Here is a 20,482-nt window from a genome sequence, read left to right as displayed (position 1 = left end):
GTCTGCAAGCATAAATTAAACTATCTGTTTTGCAAGAGCCACTGTTGATATGAAAGATATACAAAATTGTCTTGTTCTTAGGGGATATTTGAAAAGTCCTCTTGTTCAGTATCAAATAGTTTTAGATCCCCCTAAATCCACGCCATGTGCTTCAAGTCGGCAAAGCCGCCCAACGCAGTAACTCCCCTTAAAAAGACTACAGTGTACACACAAGTCTGAAGTCATTGATAAATAATCGGCTTTACTCCACTCTAACCCTCCCCGATGCATTCGGGAGGGTTAGGGTGGGGTAATTTGAGAACTTGTAGTGATTCGATAACTTGTGTGTACACCGTAGCCTTAATAAGGGGGGTAAAATGCCTGTGGAATAAGTATTTGAGCTTAAGTTGACACCAATGGTATCTGGCCCGCCCAAATTAATTAGCGTGCAGGATGTCCACCCCACAAAATTGAGTAATGTATTTGTTGTAATTCCCAGTCCTTTGCACGCAATTAAGGTGCAAGGGCATTACCCCGAATTAGACTACCAATAGTTTTGGCAGTAATTTTTAATTGGGTGATGGGATTAGCTGGGACAACCGTCTTATACAAATAGCTATCGAATGTTAGCCGTTGTACATCGAGGTCATCGCACATTTCCACAAACGCCTCACGGGTAGCGTCGGAACGATAGAACACGCTTTGCAGAATGTCCAGCACCTTGTAAGTGAGTCCGTATCTCTTATCCCAACGCTTTAGGTAAATCTTGAGGTCGCCTTCTGTAGGAATACGGCTACCACTATTAGATGCTTCTACAATAGTTTCGGCACACATCCGCCCAGATTTAGCGGCAAAATAAATACCTTCACCAGAGGACTTGGTAACATAACCAGCAGCATCTCCCACCAAAGCGATGCGACCAACGACACGACGGGGACGGGGATGTTCAGGAATGGGGTGCGCTTCGACTTTGATGATTTTACCGCCTGCTAGTTTCTCGGATGCACGGGCGCGGATACCAGCTTGTAACTGTTTGATGCTGGCTTTATTGATGTGCATCGTGCCAGTACCGACAGCTACGTGGTCATATTTGGGAAAAACCCAAGCGTAGAAATCGGTAGAAACGTCATCACCGACATACATTTCGGCGAGGTCGTTGTAGTAGGCCATTTTGTCTTCGGGTAAGCGAATTCGCTCTTGGAAAGCGATCGCATAATTATAATCCCCAGCGTCCATTTCTTTAGCAACGCGAGAATTAGCCCCATCTGCCCCAATGATTAAATCCACCTTCAGAGTTTTGGCAATTCCCTGAGATATACCTTCTGTATGGTCAACGTAATGAATGGTATAGGGATCAGTATTGTTTCCTGGTATATCAAGTTTATGAACAGTGGCATTAATTAAATTTGCGCCTAATTTTGCCGCTCGATCACGCAAAAAGCCATCTAGCACTTCCCGGCGGCACATTCCTATATATTCATCTTCATTTATCAGATTGATATCAACCTCCCGATTGGAAGGCGAAATCATTTTCATCTTCCGTACCCGGCGATCGATAATCTCTGGTGGTAAGTCAAATTCACTCACCATACAGAGGGGAATTGCACCCCCACAAGGCTTTGCATTATCCAGCTTCCGCTCAAACAGGTAGGTTTCAATCCCAGAGGCTGCCAGTGTTTCTGCGGCAGATGAACCAGCAGGGCCTGACCCAATAACAGCAACCCGTAGTGTCAAAGGTCTTTCTCCCAATCTTCACATTTACCGAGAGCATACTACCACGGTATTTCTGGTGATTTGGCGGTTTACCGTCAGGTTTCTGCACAAATGCAATATTCCTTAATGTTTCGATACGAAGTGGGAATTGGGAATTGGGAATTGGGAATTGGGAATTGGGAATTGGGAATTGGGAATTAAGGATTGGAAATTGGGAAGAATATTGCCTAGTCCCCAGTCCCCAGTCCCCAGTCCCAAAATATGCAGATTTCCTTATTCGATTCTTTTGCTAGACAAATTAGTGCCGCCGCAATTACCGGATATCAAAAGCATATTTCCCCACACAAAGGTTTTGCTTGTGCCCACAGAATACTATATGGCGGTGAATCTTGCTCTGCGTACTTCAAGCGGGTAATTGCTCAGGAAGGTTTAAAAGTAGCATTTGTCAATTCTCGTGAACGATTTCAAGCTTGTAAAGAAGCTAACCATATTTTGCGTAAACGTGCAGCAGCTTGCCGCTATATATCTATGCAAATCGAGAATTCAGAAGAATCCACAGAGGAGGAGGCAGAAACACAGCAACCAAAACAAGCATCTGGTAAAGTTGGTCAAAACCCCTCATTTATTAGCAGCAATAATACTGAATGTTTTGATTGTGCCGATTTGGGCTGCAATTGTGCCGAGATGGTTAACATAACTCCTAATTGTGGTTCACCGGATTGTAGTTCCCTAGATTGCAGTGGTGCTGATTGTAGCTTTCTCGATTGCGGCAGTTGCGGTAGCTAAATCTTGTTCATCCATAAATAACGATATATGGTATATGTAAGACACAGTAATCCTACCAAGGATCTGTAGATTTAGTTGCAGAGGTATAGCAGTAGTGGGCATAGTAGTTGAGAACGTCTCCAAACAATTCGGGAGTTTCAAGGCAGTTGATGAGGTTAGCCTGGAAATTAAGAGTGGTTCGCTAGTTGCGTTGCTTGGGCCGTCGGGATCGGGTAAATCTACGCTACTACGGCTAATTTCAGGTTTAGAAATGCCAGATAGCGGCAAAATCCTGCTTACCGGTAAGGATGCTACATACCAAAGCGTGCAACAGCGGAATATTGGCTTTGTATTTCAGCACTATGCTCTATTTAAGCATTTGACCGTCAGACAAAATATTGCTTTTGGCTTAGAAATTCGCAAGGCGCAGCCAAAGAAGATCAAGGGAAAGGTAGAACAATTACTAGAGTTGGTGCAATTGAGTGGATTAGGCGATCGCTATCCATCACAACTTTCTGGTGGTCAAAGACAACGGGTAGCCTTAGCAAGGGCTTTGGCAGTAGAACCTGAAGTATTACTCCTAGATGAACCTTTTGGCGCACTTGATGCTAAAGTCCGAAAAGATTTACGGGCATGGTTACGCCGCCTCCATGATGAAGTTCATGTTACCACGGTTTTTGTCACCCACGACCAAGAGGAAGCAATGGAAGTTTCCGATGAAGTTGTGGTCATGAATAAAGGGCGTGTGGAACAAGTGGGGACACCATCGGAAATTTATGATAATCCTGCCACCGCATTTGTGATGAGCTTCATCGGCCCGGTAAATGTATTACCCAGCAACTCGAAGATTTTTCAAAGTAGCGGGTTTGATGCGCCACACCCACAAGTATTTTTGCGTCCGCAAGATGTGATTTTAGAAAAGGTTGCCAACGGTGCTACTACGGCTGCCACAGTGAGCCGATTGATACATTTGGGTTGGGAAATTCAGGTAGAATTAACTTTCGATGATGGACAAGTGGTGATGGCGCATTTAACACGCGATCGCTTTAATGACTTAGAGTTAGAACCGAAACAGCGTATATATGTCAAGCCAAAGGATGCAAAATCCTTTCCTGTGTCTTATTCAATTTAGACTTTTGCCAGTTCCCCAATGGTCAAAACCCCTAGTTAATCGCTGTCCAATTCAGCTATTGACTAGGGGTTTTAATCTTACGTAAGTAGGTCGGCGCAATTAAAGCTAACTGGCTAAGGCTGTCATTTTTCATTGGTAAGGATTTTAAGCCTATTTTCATTTCGTAATATACTTGGGTTTTTTTGCACCAACTTACTTAGAGGATGTTTGAAAAGTGGTTTGTTGTGATTTTAATCAAATTATTACCCCCTTAAATCCCCCCTTAATAAAGGCTACGGTGTACACACAAATCGGAGTTACTTTTAGATCCGGGTTTTACCCTCCTTAATCCCCCGATGGATTGGGGGAAACAAGAAAATCTAGTTCCCTCCCCAATACATACGGGGAGGGTTAGAGTGGGGTAAAAAATATTTGATACATCAATCACAACTTTTCAAACATCCTCTTAGGCTAGAGGGATAACAACACCGAAACTTCCAAGATGAAAACCCTAATTATTGACAATTATGACTCTTATACTTTTAATCTTTACCAATTAATTGCAGAAGTCAATGCAGAGTATCCGACTGTGATTTACAACGATCAATTTGCATGGGATGAACTGCAACATTGGGAATTTGACAACATTGTAATTTCACCAGGGCCAGGCCGTCCTGAGAATATCAAAGATTTTGGGATCTGTCGTCAAGCTATTCAAAATACCCAAGTGCCCCTTCTAGGTGTTTGTCTTGGACATCAAGGAATTGGTAATGAGTATGGAGGTAAAGTTATCCATGCACCTGAGGTTCAGCATGGTCGAATCAGTGAAGTTTATCACAGTGGTACTGATTTGTTTGCGGGAATTCCTTCTCCTTTCTCTGTTGTGCGCTACCATTCTTTGCTGGTTGCAAATGACCTACCAGACTGTTTAGAAAAAGTAGCGTGGACAGAGGATAATCTGGTGATGGGAATGCGCCATCGAGCTTTGCCGCTATGGGGTGTGCAGTTTCATCCAGAGTCAATCTGTACTCAGTATGGACAAACCTTATTCGAGAATTTTAGAGAGATTACCCTAAAATTTGCCCAAGAGCGCGGCAATAGTCCGAGAAAACACTATTGGGTAGGAGATAGTGGTGCTGCTTCCATACCTCCAAGTTCTTCTTCCCAAAAACAGCAACAGGAATTTCAACTTTGTACGCACAAGCTGAATCTGTATCCCGATACAGAGCAGATGTTTGTGCATTTGTTTGGCAAATCACCAAATACCTTCTGGCTAGATAGCAGTCTGGTTGAATCTGGTCTTTCTCGCTTTTCCTTTATGGGAGATAGCGGTGGCGAAAACAGTCTGCTAATTCGCTATCAGACGCGATCACAGGAACTCACGATTACACAGTCCGATACCATAAGCTGTAAGACTAAGGGGATTTTTGAATATCTCCAGCATGAAATTGAACGGCGACATTGCTCATCTGATGATTTACCCTTCGATTTCAATTGCGGGTTTGTGGGTTACTTTGGCTATGAACTAAAAGCAGAGTGCGGGTCTCAATTAAATCACCACTCTAGCTTACCTGATGCCATGTTTCTACTAGCAGATCGAATGATTGCAATCGATCACCAGGAGCAAACACTCTATCTGCTTTGCCTAATTCAGCACGGACAAACAGCCGCCTCTGAAGCCTGGTTTGAATGGATCAGACACCAGATTGACCATCTTCTTCCCCTATCGCCTATTGTTCCACCAGAAGTTCAAACACCTGTTATTTTCCGCTTAAGTCGGTCTGAAAGGACTTATCTTGATAATATTCAGATGTGTTTGCAAGAAATTCACGAAGGAGAAACTTATCAAGTTTGTTTAACAAACTTGATTCACACAGACACAACACCCGATCCCTTGGTGTTCTATCGTTCATTGCGCCGCATCAATCCTGCTCCATACTCTGCATTTTTGCGCTTTGGTGATGTGGCGATCGCTTGCTCATCTCCAGAGCGATTTCTGCATATTGATTGCCAAGGCTGGGTAGAAACAAAGCCCATTAAGGGAACCCTACCACGAGGAAAAACACCCAACGAAGATTTTATCCTGCGTGAAAAATTGCAAAACAGTGAAAAAGATCGGGCTGAAAATCTGATGATTGTGGATTTGCTTCGCAATGATTTAGGAAAAGTTTGTGCAGTCGGGACTGTCCATGTTCCCAAATTGATGGATGTGGAAACCTATGCTACGGTACATCAACTGGTGACGACTATTCGCGGTCATTTACGCGCTGATATGAGCGCCACAGACTGCATTCGCAAAGCATTTCCCGGCGGTTCAATGATAGGCGCTCCCAAACTCAGAACCCTTGAGATTATCGATCGATTAGAGCAAGAAGCACGGGGAGTTTACTCAGGAGCAATCGGCTTTTTGGGATTGAATGGTTCGGCTGATTTGAATATTGTCATTCGTACTGCTGTGCTGACTCCAGAGCAAACCTCAATTGGCATTGGCGGCGGCATTGTGGCACTTTCCGATCCTGAAATGGAGTTTCAAGAAACACTCCTGAAAGCAAAGGCATTGATTCATGCCATGATGATTGCTACGCATGGAGCCTTTGATTCTAACCAATATTACATCCAAGGGATAGAAATAGAGGCTTTTGATAGCTATAAAAAAGTGCGAGCAGTTTCCTAGCCGCCGCTAATACCATTTCTTTGTGAGATTGCACCAAACCCTTTTAACTTCTCTTTCTTTCTTTGTGTCCTTTGCGCCCTTTGCGGTTCGTTTTTCTTTCTTTGTGTCCTACCCTGCGGGAAGCCAATTCTCTACGAGACGCTCCGCTAAAGTGTCTATGCGCCCTTTGCGGTAGCCTGCTATGGTTTAGCGCATCTTCATACAGAAGAAAGATAACCCCAGTCAGATAACTCGCTCAAAATCTCTACAGGTGGGATTTTTGTTAGACTACTCATCTGTGCGTAACCAATATTAAAAAAATGGGGTTTAACGCCTTAATCCTCAATTGGATATCAACAAGAGGCAGGGAAAGAAAAAGAAATAAATGTATTCATGGCCATTTCGGTAGAAAAAATCACTAAAATTTTCTCTTTACTCCCCCTGCTCCCCTGCCCCCTGCCCCCTACTCCACTTCGGCTACGCTCAGTGACCACCTGCTCCCCTGCCTCTTTTTCAACTCCATCGCCCAAATGAGGTAAATTCGTTAAGACAACCTTAACAGAGATACCCTCTAATAATTCCCCATTCCCGTTCCTCTAACATATTTGTCAAATTAACTGTTAATTTTTTAGTTGTTGGGCTTTATAACAAAGACTACTAACAACTTTATTTAAGATGCTAACTCTGTTAAAAACAATTCGACATGCAATCGCAAGTTGGTGGTCTGAGTTCACCCTCCAGACTAAGCTGCTGGCTGTGGCTACATTAGTGGTTTCCTTGGTGATGAGTGGTTTGACCTTCTGGGCTGTGAATACAATCCAGCAGGACGCGCGGATGAATGACACCCGCTTCGGGCGTGACTTGGGTTTGCTGCTTGCTGCCAATGTTGCCCCCCTGGTTGCTGATAATAATCTCACGGAGGTTGCCCAATTTTCTCAACGCTTCTACAGCAGCACCTCTAGCGTGCGTTATATGCTTTACGCTGATGAAACCGGGGAAATCTTCTTTGGCATACCTTTTTGGGAAGCCGAGGTAGAAAATTCCCTCACCATTAAACGGCGAATACAACTGCCAGAAGATTACCCTGGTGATGGGGAAAAGCCGATGGTGCGGCAACACATGACCCCAGATGGAGTTGTTACCGATGTATTTATTCCTCTGATCGTTAATAAGAAATATTTAGGTGTATTAGCGATCGGTATCAATCCCAATCAGACTGCTGTCATCTCCACCAATTTTACCCGCGATGTCACCATTGCCGTTTTTATCACGATTTGGGTAATGGTAATTTTGGCAGGTGTAATAAACGCTTTAACTATTACTAAACCAATAAAAGAACTCCTGGTGGGGGTAAAAGAAATTGCTACCGGGAATTTCAAGCAACGCATTGATTTACCTTTAGGGGGCGAATTAGGGGAGTTAATTTTAAGCTTTAATGAGATGGCAGAGCGATTAGAACGCTATGAAGAACAAAATATTGAAGAACTGACCGCCGAAAAAGCCAAGCTAGAAACCCTAGTTTCCACGATCGCAGATGGTGCTGTGTTGATTGATAACAATATGCAGGTGATATTAGTCAACCCTACAGCCAGGCGAATTTTTGGCTGGGAAACGGCTGATGTGGTCGGCTGCAATGTGTTGCATCACTTGCCGTCAGCAGTACAAATGGAAATCAGTGGCCCATTGTATGAAATGGCAGCAGGCGAATGTGAAAGTGCCGAATTCCGCATTTTTCTTAACCAACCCACCCAACGGACAATCCGCATTCTCTTGACGACAGTACTCAACGTGCAAAGAGAAAGCATCAAAGGTATTGCAATTACCGTCCAAGATATAACCCGTGAGGTGGAATTAAACGATGCAAAAAGTCAATTTATCAGCAACGTTTCTCACGAACTGCGAACACCTTTATTTAACATCAAAACCTATATTGAAACCCTGCATGACTACGGCGAAGACTTAGGATTAGAAGAAAGGCAAGAGTTCTTGCAAACAGTTAACCATGAAACCGATCGCCTAACCCGCCTAGTTAACGATGTATTAGATTTATCAAAACTAGAATCTGGTCGTCAGTATAATTTCGATGGAGTGGATCTAGCCCAAGCGATCGAGCAAACATTGCGTACTTACCAACTCAATGCAAAAGATAAAGGTGTTGAACTTCTTCAGGATGTTGCTGCTAATTTACCCCTGGTAATGGGTAATTACGATCTGTTAGTACAAGTCTTTGGCAACCTAATTGGTAATGCCCTCAAATTCACCAAAGCTGGTGGTAAAGTCGCAATCCGCGCCTACCAACTAGATTTAAAGCCCAACCACACTCAATTTTCCCCAGTGCGAATTGAAATTTCCGATACTGGAATTGGTATTGCAACAGAAGATCAACACTCAATTTTTGAACGCTTCTTTCGCGTAGAAAATCGAGTTCATACCCTAGAAGGCACAGGTTTAGGATTATCGATTGTCAGAAATATCATTGACAGACATCGTAGTAAAGTCCATCTAGTGAGTGAAGTTGGCATTGGTACAACTTTCTGGTTCGACTTAGCCGCCTTTGAGGAAAAAGCGCCAGCGATACAAGTTGAAGCTATTACTGAAGCATCCACAATCACCACGGTCTAAAGTTTAGGGATTGGGCATTGTTTGTTATTTTTGACCTCTTTCTTTTTTGGAGAAAGGCTTTGAATCTTACTCTCCTTCCTTACAAGGGAAGGGGTTGGGGGTTAAGTCTGTATTAGATTCAGCCCAGAAACGCTATATTCCCCACTCCCTACAAAACACCAATCAAGACCTTAATATCACGAACAACAAACAGACCAATAATAAACCTAATAGCAACAGCAAACCTTGATTGTCTTTTACCCAAGTTTTCACAGTTACAGCAAAACTGTTAGTGTAACGCTGCTGTTCCGACTCTAACTTTGTCTGTTCAATATTTTGGTAGAGAGTACAGTCTTTGGCGTAGGGACGTTGAGGAAAATTGCAAGTATCATCAGCGTGATAAGTGCAGGTGTCGCACAGATACCCATCCCCAGTAGCGCGGTGCAATGGAATACCGGGATGACCGTAAGCTTTGAGTGTAGTCCGGCAATAGGGACAACTAATAGCTTGACTATCAACAAGTTGATGGCAGTGGGGACAAGATACAGTAGCCAAAACTTTTAGCGCAAATAGGTAAACACTTTGATTCTAGCCATTTACAAGTTTAATGGGAAAATAGCTCTCAAAAGTTGTTACTGTATCAGCAAAAGTACCAGAAGTGTTGAATGTTAAGAAAAATCTGATAAAAATAACCCAAAATATGGTAATTTTGGGCGAAGGCTTAAAATATATTAGTTTGGTTGTGATTATAAATTCATTTCCCAAAATTGTCAAAGATATCCTGAAAAGCCTGCCAAAAAACGATTATCCAGTATTGAACAGTCGTCTGTTCTTCGAGTGCTGGCTATCCTATGCCCTGGATAAGAGTTTAACAAGTATGCGAGATTTATTTACTCATATTAAATAATACAGGATTTTTGTTGTAGATATTTCTACTTTTTCCAAAGCCAACTCTCACCGTCAACAAAAACCCTTCCAAGGAATTTATCAAAAATTAAATGAATTAGTCCATAATAAAACTCAGAAAAGATTACATGATAAATACGCAATTTGTCCTATTGATTCAAAAATTATTACTTTAACAAGTAAATTGTTATGGGTTTTAGGACATCATCAAGTTAAACTTTTTAGTTCTTTAAATCTAGCTACAGGTACCCCAGAAGATAACTTCATCAATTTTGGTCATGCTCATGATTATAACTTTGGCTCGAAAATGATGTTTAATTTACCCACAAATGCTCTTGGGGTAATGGACAGAGGATTTGCCGGGTTGAAATTTATTCAAGACTTGGCGCAAGAAAATAAATATTTCGTTTTGCGGATTAAAAATAATTGGAAGCTAGAATTTTCTGACTCAACTGGATTAATTAAAGTTGCTGCATCTGATGACTCTTGTACTTCTTTAGCCGTTTTTTACGCAACTTCTCCAGCCCGAAAAATCTGTTCAGCAGTTAAATTCAACTCTAGGAAGGCTAGCGATTGAATTCGGTCATTTCCTCTAAATTGCCTAACTTGATACTCACCTTCAATTAATTGGTAAATCGAAATAGTTGGTTGTTTAGGATTGCCAATAAAGCGCCTACCACCTAAATCTAGATAGTCTACAATCCAATATTCTGGAATGCCCAAAGACTCGTAATCTTCTAGCTTCAAAGCATAATCATCACTCCAGTTGGTTGAAACAACTTCTACAACCAACTTGACAGAACTACCCCGCGTAATGATAGATTCTTTTTTCCAACGAGATTCATCCCTAACAGCTTGTCTATCCAGAACTATGACATCTGGTTCATAACCTGAATCAGTGTTAACTGACTTGATGACACATTCTTTAGGGATAAAGCAAGGGATTGAGAAACGGGTGATTTCAATAAACAAAGAACCATTGATGAACCCGGCTATCTCTGAGTGCTTCCCTGTTGGCTTAGGCATTTCAACAATTACCCAATCATGTAGTTTATAATGCCTGTCTGAAGATTCGGGATACCAGGCGATAAATTCATCAAATGTTACTTGTTTGGTTGAGGCTTGAGTCATATTTTGCCCTCTTGCTTGATGTCAAATTTGACCCCTCTCCAAACCTCTCCCCGACACGGCTACGGTGTACACACAAGTATAGTCCGCAAAGGTTTCAACCCTTTTAGCCCCGTAAATACCCAAATTTTGGACGACTAGAAACTCCATTTATCCCGCTAATTTTAAGGTTAAGGCAACGAAACCAAGTTTTAAGTGGGATTTCAAGACTTGTGTGTACACCGTAGCCCGACACGGAGAGAGGCTTAATCAGCGAACTTAGGTTAAACTTTCGCCGCAGCAGCATTTGGTAAACTGACTTTCAATCGCTTAAACATCGCTTCTCGCCCTTGTAAAGCAAGACTATCATCTAAAGGTTGTAACGTAATTTCCTGCTGATACTTTAGCCGCAATGCTGTTTGAATTAACCAATCGGCGACGAAAGGATTTTTTGGTAGCAAAGGGCCGTGGGAATAAGTAGCGATCGCATTCTGATAAAATGCTCCTTCTGTCCCATCCTCTCCATTATTTCCCAAACCGTACACCACGCGCCCCAATGCTTCCACTTTCCCCAGCTTGGTACGTCCGCCGTGATTTTCAAAGCCTACCAAATATGGTGTGCTACCCGTCATCTCTTTTAAATCTTGCGCTAGGCGTGAAGCTGTAACTTCAATTACTAAGTTACCAATACAGCGCTTAGTATTTTCACCAGGATGGATGGAAACTAAATCGAGTATTCCTAAACCATCAATCCGTTGTCCTAAGCCTGGTTCATAATAATGTCCCAGTAATTGGGGTGAACCACAGGTAAATACGCCTGGTGTGCCATTTTCGATTTTTTCGCGCATTGCATCGGCTTTCGCACCTTGCAAATCACGCATGACAATTTCTTGCTGACGATCTTGTGCGCCACCACCCACTATGACATCTACAGTTTTAATATCTGCGGCTGTGGAATTTTGATCTAGGGGTAACACTTTCACATCGTATCCCCGCCACTCGGCGCGACGTTCTATAGTAATTACATTACCGCGATCGCCATAAGTACTCATCAGCGTCGGGTACAACCAACCAATTGTTAATTCCAAATTTTGAGAACTCATAAATTTTGGGAATGGGGAATGGGGAATTAGGAATTGGACGATCACAAATGACCAATGACAAATGACAAATTTAAAGAATTTTCCGCCCAGTCAGAACTTCTCGCACTTCTAGCATGGCTGAGTAGGTGGGCAGAATGTGCAGAGTTTCATTCTCTGGTGTATGCTCTAATGCAGTTGCGATCGCTTGTCGCAAATCTTCTTCTACAATTAAATTTATGCTACTCTCAGGGGACTTTTGGCTGTAACGTAGACGTAGTGCCATATCATAGACGCGATCGCCACTCACTACTAAAGTCCCGCCGCGTTCGACTAATTTCTCGGTATCCACGTCCCAAATCCAGGATACATCAGTACCATCGGGTGTGCGATCGTTTAATACCAATAGTGTGGTTTTATCTGTGCTTTGAGTAACTACGCGAATGGTTTCATTCGTTCCTACAGGATTTTTTGATAACAATATCCGCACTCGTTTACCATTAATTACTAAATCTTCTGCCCGACCAAAGGCAGCTTGGAAGTTGTTAATAGTATCTCTGATTGTTACTTCATCAACTTCTAACTCAATAGCCGCAGTAGCAGCAGCTAAAGTATTATATTTGTTGTACAAACCAACCAGAATTTGCGACCATTCACTACTTTCTAGAGTTGGTTTACTTTTAGTAAAACCACACTTGGGACAAGTAAAATCTCCCAAATGAGACAAATAAACGCCCTTGTAATCTAGAGAATGTCCACATTTGGGGCAATAGATAGAATCGACAGCGTGAGGAATTGCTTCTAGATAATGTTCTGGTTCATTTAAGCCAAAGAATAACACCCGTTGCGGTAACTGCTGACCAAGATTAGATAAAGTTGGGTCATCAGCATTAGGAATTACCACCGTTTCTGTTGGTAGGGTAGAAATAACTTTTGTCCAACGTTTACTAATTGTATCTACTTCTCCGTACCGATCGAGTTGGTCGCGGAACAAGTTTAAACAGAGAATAATTCGCGGCTGGAGTGGCTTTAATACTCTGGGGACAATATTTTCATCAACTTCTAAAATTGCGTAATCAGTATTTAGCGTACCTAGTAAGTTGGTGCTTTCTAACAACGCCGTCATCAAGCCATTTTCTAGATTTGCACCTGTAGAATTATGAGTTACGCGAAAACCCTTGCGTTCTAGGATTGTACATAAAAGCAGCGCTGTAGTAGTTTTGCCGTTAGTACCAGCAATTAAAATCACTCCGTTTTTAACTTGCTGACTCAATAATTGTAAAAGTCGGGGTTCAATGCGACGAGCAATTGAGCCTGGTAATACACTAGCAGCACCCAGACGGAGCGATCGCACTATAAACGTCACACTTTTTGCCACTGATACCGCGAAACCCAATCGCAGCCTATCTATGAATTGAATTTTTCCCACATCTGTACCCTAGTCTTCTGGCGTTGCTAATTGAAACTATTTAATTGCAAATTTAATATGCGTGAGTTTAGCGAATCTTAGCTGAAAAAGCCAGCCTCTTAATTTTGAGGCAGGGGTTAGGGGAGGCAGGGAGCAGGGGGCAGGGGAGGCAGGGGAAGCAAGAGAGAGTTTAGAAATCTCGTTCATCCATATCAGAACTCCGTTCATCCACATCAGAACTCCGTTCATCCACATCAGAACTCCGTTCATCCACCTCGGAACTCCGTTAATCCATATCAGAACTCCGTTCATCCACATCAGAACTCCGTTAATCCATATCAGAACTCCGTTCATCCACCTTGGAACTCCGTTCAACTCTATCATCCACTTCCGAGAGATAATCTCAGTAGGCGTTATCTTAAAAATATAGTGTCTGGGCATAATTACATATCCAGCCCAGTTTGCCGAATTCAGCACAAACTCACAACAAGTAGTAGCTTGCAAGGTTCCTTTTGATGAATAGCACAAAGTTTCTTTTTTTACATAAACAAATTAATGGCTGGCGAAGTTGGTTTTCCAAATGCCTGTTGTTGCTTGTAAGTCTTTTCATTATAAGTACGCAACCTGCTTATGCTGGTCTCGATAATGATTTATATGATGGCAACATCTTCGTTGTTTATGCTGGCAACGGTTCATTAGTTCCTCCCAGACAGACACTCACACAAACTTTAGCGGAACATAAACCAATATTTTTGGCTTTTTATTTGGATGACAGCAGCGATTCTAAAAGATATGCCATTTCTATCTCACGGGTACAGGAATTCTACGGTCGGGTGGCAGAGATTATGCCGATTAATGTAGATACTATCCCGTCTAAAGAAACCTACGACCCTACAGAACCAGGATATTACTATTCTGGGTCTGTTCCTCAAGTCGTAGTGTTTAATAAATCAGGTGAGGTAGTTTTGAATAAAAAAGGTCAAGTACCTTATGAAGAAATAGACGACCAATTCCGCAAAATCTTTGATTTATTACCACGCACCGAAACAGCACAGCTAAAGCGACGAGCCTTTAATGAGTTCAGTAGTGAGTTAGCTAAGTAACTTATGGGGTAGACCAAATTGGTCTGCCTTAATTTTTCGTGCTATCTGTTACCACTTTTCTGTCGATGCCAAAGCATAATATTGAAGTATAACGGTTCTCAATTGTATGAAATACAGACCTAACCCCCAGCCCATTCCCTACAAGGGAAGGGGAGTAAGATTCAAAGCCTCTCTTTTTTTAGGAGAGAGGAATGGAAGTGAGGTTCAACTGTATTGCTTCCATTCGAGAAGCGCCATATCTGTGTTAACAACAGATTAAAAAGTTAATCCATAGTCTCTAGTTTGTAACTAAATGACTAATGACTAATGACCAATGACCAATGACTAACTAGAGTGTATTCTGATGTCAAAGGTTTACACCACCCAGGAGCTAATTCAAGTTTTGGCAGCCGAACGTCAAGCTTGCCTCAACGGAAAACGTCTAAAGTTAGAAATAAAAATCTCTGGCAATCCTGTAATTGACCAGTTTATCAGCACTGATGGGCTGCAACAATTCACAGCTTATCAAGATTTCAAAGCTGCGATTCACGACTATCAAAAAGAAAATCAAGTTTCAGGTATTATCTGGCGGGAGGTGACGGTTAAAGGTAAAAACTTGAGCTATCCCGAAGTAAATACTGATTTAATAGCTCTTGCTAATGACTTAGAGATATTAAAAGCTGCTAAAAATTCTATTGTAGAATTTTGGTATGAAGTCTCTATGGGGATGGATTTATACTTGAGTTTCAATAATAGTAAACAATATCAACAAATTCTCACTTCTGATGTAGAAAGACTTGTTCAAAGAACAGAATGGGCAAGTTTGTGTAAGTGGGAAAATTCTAGTTTTTTGGAAATGATTTTGCAGCTAGGATGGGGTAAACCAGAAGAAGCTTACTATAAACGAGGAAGACCGAGATCGGGTAGTGAATATATCCATGCAGTCAATCCTGGTAATCGCCCCATTGGTTGAGGAAAGAGGCAGGGGAGCAGCGGGAGACAAATAAATAAGTGTATTTTGGGCTATTACGGTAGCGAAAATTACTAAACTTTTCTCCTTACTCCCCCTGTTCCCCCTGTTCCCTCTGCTCAAGAACAGCCTATTTCACAAGGATCTCACTTTTTCGCGTTGCTCCCTCTGCACCTTGCCCCTTTTCCTCTTCTTTGACCAAACCTTCTGCCTCCTTCAAGTCAAGGTTTATTGTGCCCGATAAGATTAATGATCGCTGTAGCTAATTCCCCTGGATCTACAGGTTTAGGTAGGTGTTTCTGGAATCCTGCTGCCATTGCTTGGTTGTAGTTGATTTCTCCAGCATAAGCTGTCAGTGCGATCGCGGGAATTTGCCCGCCTTGCTCTGGTGGTAATTTTCTCACCTCGCGCAGCAGCATATAGCCATCCATCAAGGGCATTCCAATGTCGCTTAACAAAATATCTGGTTTTGATTGGATTAACATTTCCAGTGCTTCGGCTGCTGATTCAACTGCTGTAACAGTCGCACCATATTGTTCTAGCGCAAAGCTAAAAAATTCTCGCACGTCAGCTTGATCGTCCACAAGCAATATTTGGACTCCAGCCAGTAATGTGTCGTCAGTATTGAGTTCTGCTTGAGAAGCCTCATCACCGCTAATTCGCAACTCAGAATTTTTCAGCAAAGGTAGTTTAACTGTAAAAGTAGCCCCTTGCCCTTCTCCCAAACTCTCTGCCTGAACTGTACCACCATGAAGTTCTACTAAATGGCGGACAATTGCCAGTCCTAATCCTAGTCCACCAAATACTCTGGTTGTTTTAGCATCTGCTTGGCGGAAGTAATCAAAGACGTAGGGCAAAAATTCCGGGATGATTCCTTTACCTGTATCAATCACCTGGATTTGAGCATCTAAGCCAACTTGCTCTAGACGGATTTGTACAACTCCATCTGTGGGTGTGAATTTAACGGCATTGGAAAGGAGATTCCACATCACTTGTTGCAAGCGATCGCTATCTCCGAGAACTTTGCCGATATCATTACTTAATACCGTTTTAATTTCAATTGATTTGGCTTCTGCTGCTAAACGCACTGTTTCTAGTGCAGATGCGATCGCTATTTTTAAATCCACTGCATAAAGATTTAACCTCACCTTACCTTGTAAAATCCGCGAAACATCAAGTAAATCTCCAATTAATTGAGTTTGTAACTTGGCATTCCGCTCGATTGTTTCCAATGCGCGGATTTTAGTGGGTTCGTCAAACTTGCGGGTTCTGAGTAACTTTGCCCACCCTAAAATCGGATTCAAGGGAGTTCGGAGTTCATGGGAAAGGACAGCAAGAAATTCATCTTTAATCCGGTTGGCTGTCTCAGCTTGTGCCCTGGCGGTCTTTTCGGCTTCGTAAAGTTGAGCGCGAGCGATCGCTTGCGCACACTGCTGTCCCAGTGTCAACATAAATCCTCGGTCTTCTTTGTTAAATATTTGTCCAGTAGTAAAGCTTAATCCTAAAGCCCCAATTACTTTACCTTCTGCTATCAAGGGAATGGAAGCCCAGGCATTATTCCCTATAACAGTCACAATATTTGCTAATTCTGGATATCTAGCAATCATGGCTGCTAAATTTTCTAAAAAAATCGGCTGCCCAGTTCTGACTGTTTCTGCTATTTGGTTAGGTGCAGTGATGGGAAAAGTTGCCCAAGTATTTATGAGCGTTTGCGGATAGCCAATTGCTTGCACAACTTTTAGGATAGTATCCCTCTCTGTAAGTAAGACGACAGAACCACCCGTTGCTTCCAATGCAGCAATACCTTGGTTCACCACTACATCAGCGACCTGTTGGGGAGTTAATGCTTCCGAGAAGGCAGCAGTTATTTTTTGTAAAAGTATGATGCGATTGACAGACCTTTCAGCTGCCTGTTTTGCCTGTTGAGTTTCTTGGTAGAGTCTGGCGTTATCGATGGCTGTGGCCGCCCGACGAGCAATATCTTCTGCTAAGGCCAAGTCTGTTTCTTTGTAATACCGACCTGATTCGGCTGTAAAAAAGGAGATTGCCCCAAATAACTGTCCACGGGAACGAACTGGAATCACCATTAGAGAACGAATACCCAGACTTTGCAGCAATTGCAGATGTCCATCATCTTCAGCCATCTCTACAAGATGAGAGTCAGATAATTCGGAGTAAAAAGCAGATATTCCTCGCCTTAGCTGTTGCACAAGCAGTTTGGCTCTAGCTTTGGGTCGATAACGCCGTCGAATTTCATCTAAAATATTTAATTTGGTGGCATCAGCAATTGCGATCGCAATTTGTCTACTTGACCAATCTTCCTGGAAAACATCGACAATACACCAGTCAGCTAAGGTAGGAACTGCGAGATTAGCCACGTTTTTTAAAGCAATTTCATAATCCAATGAGGCAGTGAGTAAAGTGCTGGCCTCGACTAAAAATTGTTGTGTGGCTTCAACTTGTTTGCGTTCGCGTAGGGCAGCTTGCCGTTCGCTAATATCCTCAATAATGCCTAACGCATACTTTGGAAGTCCATTAGTATCCCAAACTACTGATGAAGTTAGGTTTACCCAAACTATAGAACCATCTTTGCGGATGTAGCGCTTCTCTAAGGAATAACCACTAATTTCTTTTGCTATAACTCGCCGAGCATTTTCCCAATCAATTGCTAGGTCGTCGGGGTGGGTAATTTCCTGAAAGTTTAATTGAATTAACTCTTCAGGGCTATACCCAGTAATTTCGCACAGGGCAGGATTAACCTGAATAAATTGTCCATCCAAGGCTACTAGAGTAATCCCGACAGCTGCTTGGTTGAACATTGCTCGGAACTTTTCTTCGCTTTCTCGCAAAGCCACTTCTGTTTGCTTTGCTGCTGTCACATCTGCCAAAATAATCCCAATTCCTACCGTTTCGCCCATTGCATTGTTGACTGGGTAATAGTTGCCCAGCCAGTAGCCGTAGCGTGGGGATTGTTCCCTTGTCTCACCGCTAATTTCTACATTCAGCAGTGGTTCTCCAGTATCCAAAACGTGCTGTAATTGTTGCTCCACCTCAGCCGCCATTGCTGGCAATACTTCCCCAAATGTGTGTCCGAGATGTTCTTCTATAGTCAAACCATTAATGTCAGCGAAAACTTCATTAATTCGGATATATCGCAGTTCTCGATCCAAAAAGCATACGGCAACAGGAGCAGCTTCTAACAGCGCATCTAGAAGAGATAGAGATTCCGCATAATGGACTAAAGCGTGGTGGATATCTCGATAAAGTCGGGCATTTTCTACTGCTAAGGCTGCACGATGGCTAATCTCTGTTGCTAAAGTAAGGTCAGTGCGATCGTAGCGACGGTTTGATTGCGTGCTGACAAAGCTAATAGTGCCGAATACCCGTCCTTGTGCGATTAAGGGCACAATCATTACAGACTTCATACCCAATTGCCGAACAATTTCTAAGTGTTCCTGATTCTGAGTGCTTGCCACTAATAGCGAGTCAGATATTTCTGAGATTAATTCGCTTTGCCCGGTTTGCATTACTCTAGTAATTGCACTTACACCCTTGTAATCTGTTGCATACTCCTGGAGTTTACGCGCCAACTCCGCCTTTGATGGGTCTGCATGGGCAATGGGTAGACGACGAATGGAACCATCTTCATTTAAAATGTCAGCACTACACCAATCAGCTAGCTGGGGAACTGAGATTTTGGCAATTTGTTCTAAGGTTTCTTCATAATCAAGCGAAGTAGAGAAGACGCTACTGACTTGCGCGATATAACGGAGTCTTTCTTCAGCCTGCTTGCGTTCTGTGATATTCACAGCAGCACAAGTAATACCATGAATACTATTGTCTGTATCTTTCAGTGGTTCAACCAGCAAATCATAGTAACGATATTCTCCGCAAGTTGTCAGATAAACCTCTTCACGGGTTGAAATACCAGTCTCTATTACCTTCAGCTTAATAGCCTTCAATTGCTCTGCTACTGAAGCTGGAAATAATTCATCATCAGACTTACCTAACATTTCCTCAGCAGTATCTAGACCTTGAGCATTATGAATCCACTGATATCGCAAATCTCGATCTTGTTGAAAGACCACAATATCTGAACTGCTTAACGCTAATCGAAATCTCTCCTCACTAACTCTTAGCTGTTGAAGATTTATATCAGCCCGTCTTTTAGCAGTGTTTAATGCCTCACATAAGATACTAAAGAGCAATCCTTGTAATGCAAACAACCCAATTCGCACAGAATTAGATAGGTCAAAACTCAGCTCATAAGCTGGCGGGAGAAAGAAGTAATTGCTCAGTAATGCAGACAAGGAAGTTGCTAATAGCCCTGATTTCAAACCACCATACCAAGCACTAACCATTACAGCGCCAAAAAACAGTAAGAAAGGAGTTCCACTCATGCTTAACCAGGGGTCTAGCATCAACATTAACACTAGTGCTAGTGTGATAATTAATACAACAATTCCATAGCGCAGTAACTGGGAATAATGAATATGAGGCATGAAAATGTCTAAGGACAACCAATACTTATTGCAGAGGCTCTACACACCATAAGCTAGTTTTTAAGTTTTAGTAATTTATCTCTAGATAGATTTTTTCAGTTTTAAAAACCTCTTTTGCTAGAGGATAATTATTAAGTTATGTAGTACTATCATCAATGATTTATTGTGAATCTTCTATATCCATAACATTAATTTGCCGCTCATGAATAGTCAATTATCAGAAATGCATTAGCCTAATTTGCTTATAAAAATTATGGTCTAAAATCTACCAATGGCTAGTTTTCCATTAGTCAGTCGCAATCATCAGAGGATATAATACAAAGTTTTACTTGCGAGAAGTCCTTCTGCTGTCTGGTAGCTTAGGGGCCCTACACCAGAAGAAATTACGCGCTTATAAGCTTGAATACGAAATTACACGTAGCTTGTCATTGGAAGGTGTTGTCCAGGCTTATTGTTTGCAGCAATATCAAAGTACTTTTGCAATCATTTTGGAAGACTTTGGAGGCGAATCTTTGGCGGAAATTTTAAAAGGAGGATCGTAAAATCCTGCGATCGCTAGCAAGAAAGATACAACCAACAACATCACTGTCTCTGCCAACCAATCAG

Annotated in this window: 12 protein-coding genes and 1 pseudogene; 7 read left to right on the top strand and 6 right to left on the bottom strand. The window is 42.2% G+C overall.

The window, feature by feature from the left end; translation table 11 throughout:
* Positions 1–492: 492 nt before the first annotated feature.
* Positions 493–1,713 (bottom strand): geranylgeranyl reductase, encoded by a 1,221-nt coding sequence (gene chlP / locus FBB35_RS23805; RefSeq protein ID WP_012410081.1) that lies wholly within the window; start codon positions 1,711–1,713, stop codon positions 493–495.
* Between the two features lie 240 nt (positions 1,714–1,953).
* On the opposite strand from chlP, the gene yidD reads away from it, so the two are divergent.
* The 4 genes from yidD (at position 1,954) to nblS (ending at position 8,843) form a co-directional block, all read left to right on the top strand.
* Entirely contained in the window at positions 1,954–2,478 is a 525-nt protein-coding gene (gene yidD, locus FBB35_RS23800; RefSeq protein ID WP_174711700.1) for a membrane protein insertion efficiency factor YidD, read from the top strand.
* Between the two features lie 94 nt (positions 2,479–2,572).
* Positions 2,573–3,589, top strand: coding sequence for a sulfate/molybdate ABC transporter ATP-binding protein (locus FBB35_RS23795; protein WP_174711699.1), 1,017 nt, complete (start codon positions 2,573–2,575; stop codon positions 3,587–3,589).
* 481 nt (positions 3,590–4,070) lie between these two features.
* The gene (gene pabB, locus FBB35_RS23790; protein WP_174711698.1) at positions 4,071–6,242 is read left to right on the top strand and encodes an aminodeoxychorismate synthase component I; all 2,172 of its coding nucleotides are present in this window, start codon (positions 4,071–4,073) and stop codon (positions 6,240–6,242) included.
* 654 nt (positions 6,243–6,896) lie between these two features.
* Positions 6,897–8,843 carry a two-component system sensor histidine kinase NblS gene (gene nblS, locus FBB35_RS23785; RefSeq protein ID WP_174711697.1) on the top strand — a complete coding sequence of 649 codons (1,947 nt, stop codon included), beginning with the start codon at positions 6,897–6,899 and terminating at the stop codon, positions 8,841–8,843.
* A 162-nt stretch (positions 8,844–9,005) separates the two neighbouring features.
* Here the strand turns inward: nblS and FBB35_RS23780 are convergent, their stop codons facing one another.
* Entirely contained in the window at positions 9,006–9,377 is a 372-nt protein-coding gene (locus FBB35_RS23780) for a zinc ribbon domain-containing protein (protein WP_174711696.1), read from the bottom strand.
* Between the two features lie 187 nt (positions 9,378–9,564).
* On the opposite strand from FBB35_RS23780, the pseudogene FBB35_RS23775 reads away from it, so the two are divergent.
* Positions 9,565–10,215: pseudogene (locus FBB35_RS23775) on the top strand (transposase); the annotation flags it as partial.
* Between the two features lie 20 nt (positions 10,216–10,235).
* On the opposite strand, the gene FBB35_RS23770 reads toward FBB35_RS23775, so the two are convergent.
* The 3 genes from FBB35_RS23770 to FBB35_RS23760 all read right to left on the bottom strand — a co-directional run bounded on the left by FBB35_RS23770 (position 10,236) and on the right by FBB35_RS23760 (position 13,343).
* A complete protein-coding gene (locus tag FBB35_RS23770) occupies positions 10,236–10,859 on the bottom strand; it encodes a Uma2 family endonuclease (RefSeq protein WP_174711695.1) in 624 nt (207 codons plus the stop codon).
* Positions 10,860–11,119: 260 nt separating this feature from the next.
* Positions 11,120–11,938: a type 1 glutamine amidotransferase gene (locus tag FBB35_RS23765; protein ID WP_174711694.1), complete on the bottom strand. Its 819-nt coding sequence runs from the start codon at positions 11,936–11,938 to the stop codon at positions 11,120–11,122.
* A 70-nt stretch (positions 11,939–12,008) separates the two neighbouring features.
* Positions 12,009–13,343, bottom strand: a complete 1,335-nt coding sequence (locus FBB35_RS23760; RefSeq protein WP_174711693.1) for a Mur ligase family protein — start codon at positions 13,341–13,343, stop codon at positions 12,009–12,011.
* Positions 13,344–13,837: 494 nt separating this feature from the next.
* On the opposite strand from FBB35_RS23760, the gene FBB35_RS23755 reads away from it, so the two are divergent.
* A complete protein-coding gene (locus FBB35_RS23755; RefSeq protein WP_174711692.1) occupies positions 13,838–14,425 on the top strand; it encodes a thylakoid membrane photosystem I accumulation factor in 588 nt (195 codons plus the stop codon).
* A 343-nt stretch (positions 14,426–14,768) separates the two neighbouring features.
* On the top strand, positions 14,769–15,377 hold the full coding sequence (locus tag FBB35_RS23750; RefSeq protein ID WP_174711691.1) for a hypothetical protein: 609 nt from the start codon (positions 14,769–14,771) through the stop codon (positions 15,375–15,377).
* 218 nt (positions 15,378–15,595) lie between these two features.
* Here the strand turns inward: FBB35_RS23750 and FBB35_RS23745 are convergent, their stop codons facing one another.
* A complete protein-coding gene (locus FBB35_RS23745) occupies positions 15,596–19,876 on the bottom strand; it encodes a PAS domain S-box protein (protein WP_174711690.1) in 4,281 nt (1,426 codons plus the stop codon).
* Positions 19,877–20,482 lie beyond the last annotated feature (606 nt).

Origin of the sequence: Nostoc sp. TCL240-02, assembly GCF_013343235.1 — a bacterium.
Lineage (GTDB): Bacteria > Cyanobacteriota > Cyanobacteriia > Cyanobacteriales > Nostocaceae > Nostoc.
The sequence above is the reverse complement of the archived record's forward strand: the minus strand, read 5'-3'. Positions and strand labels throughout refer to the sequence as shown.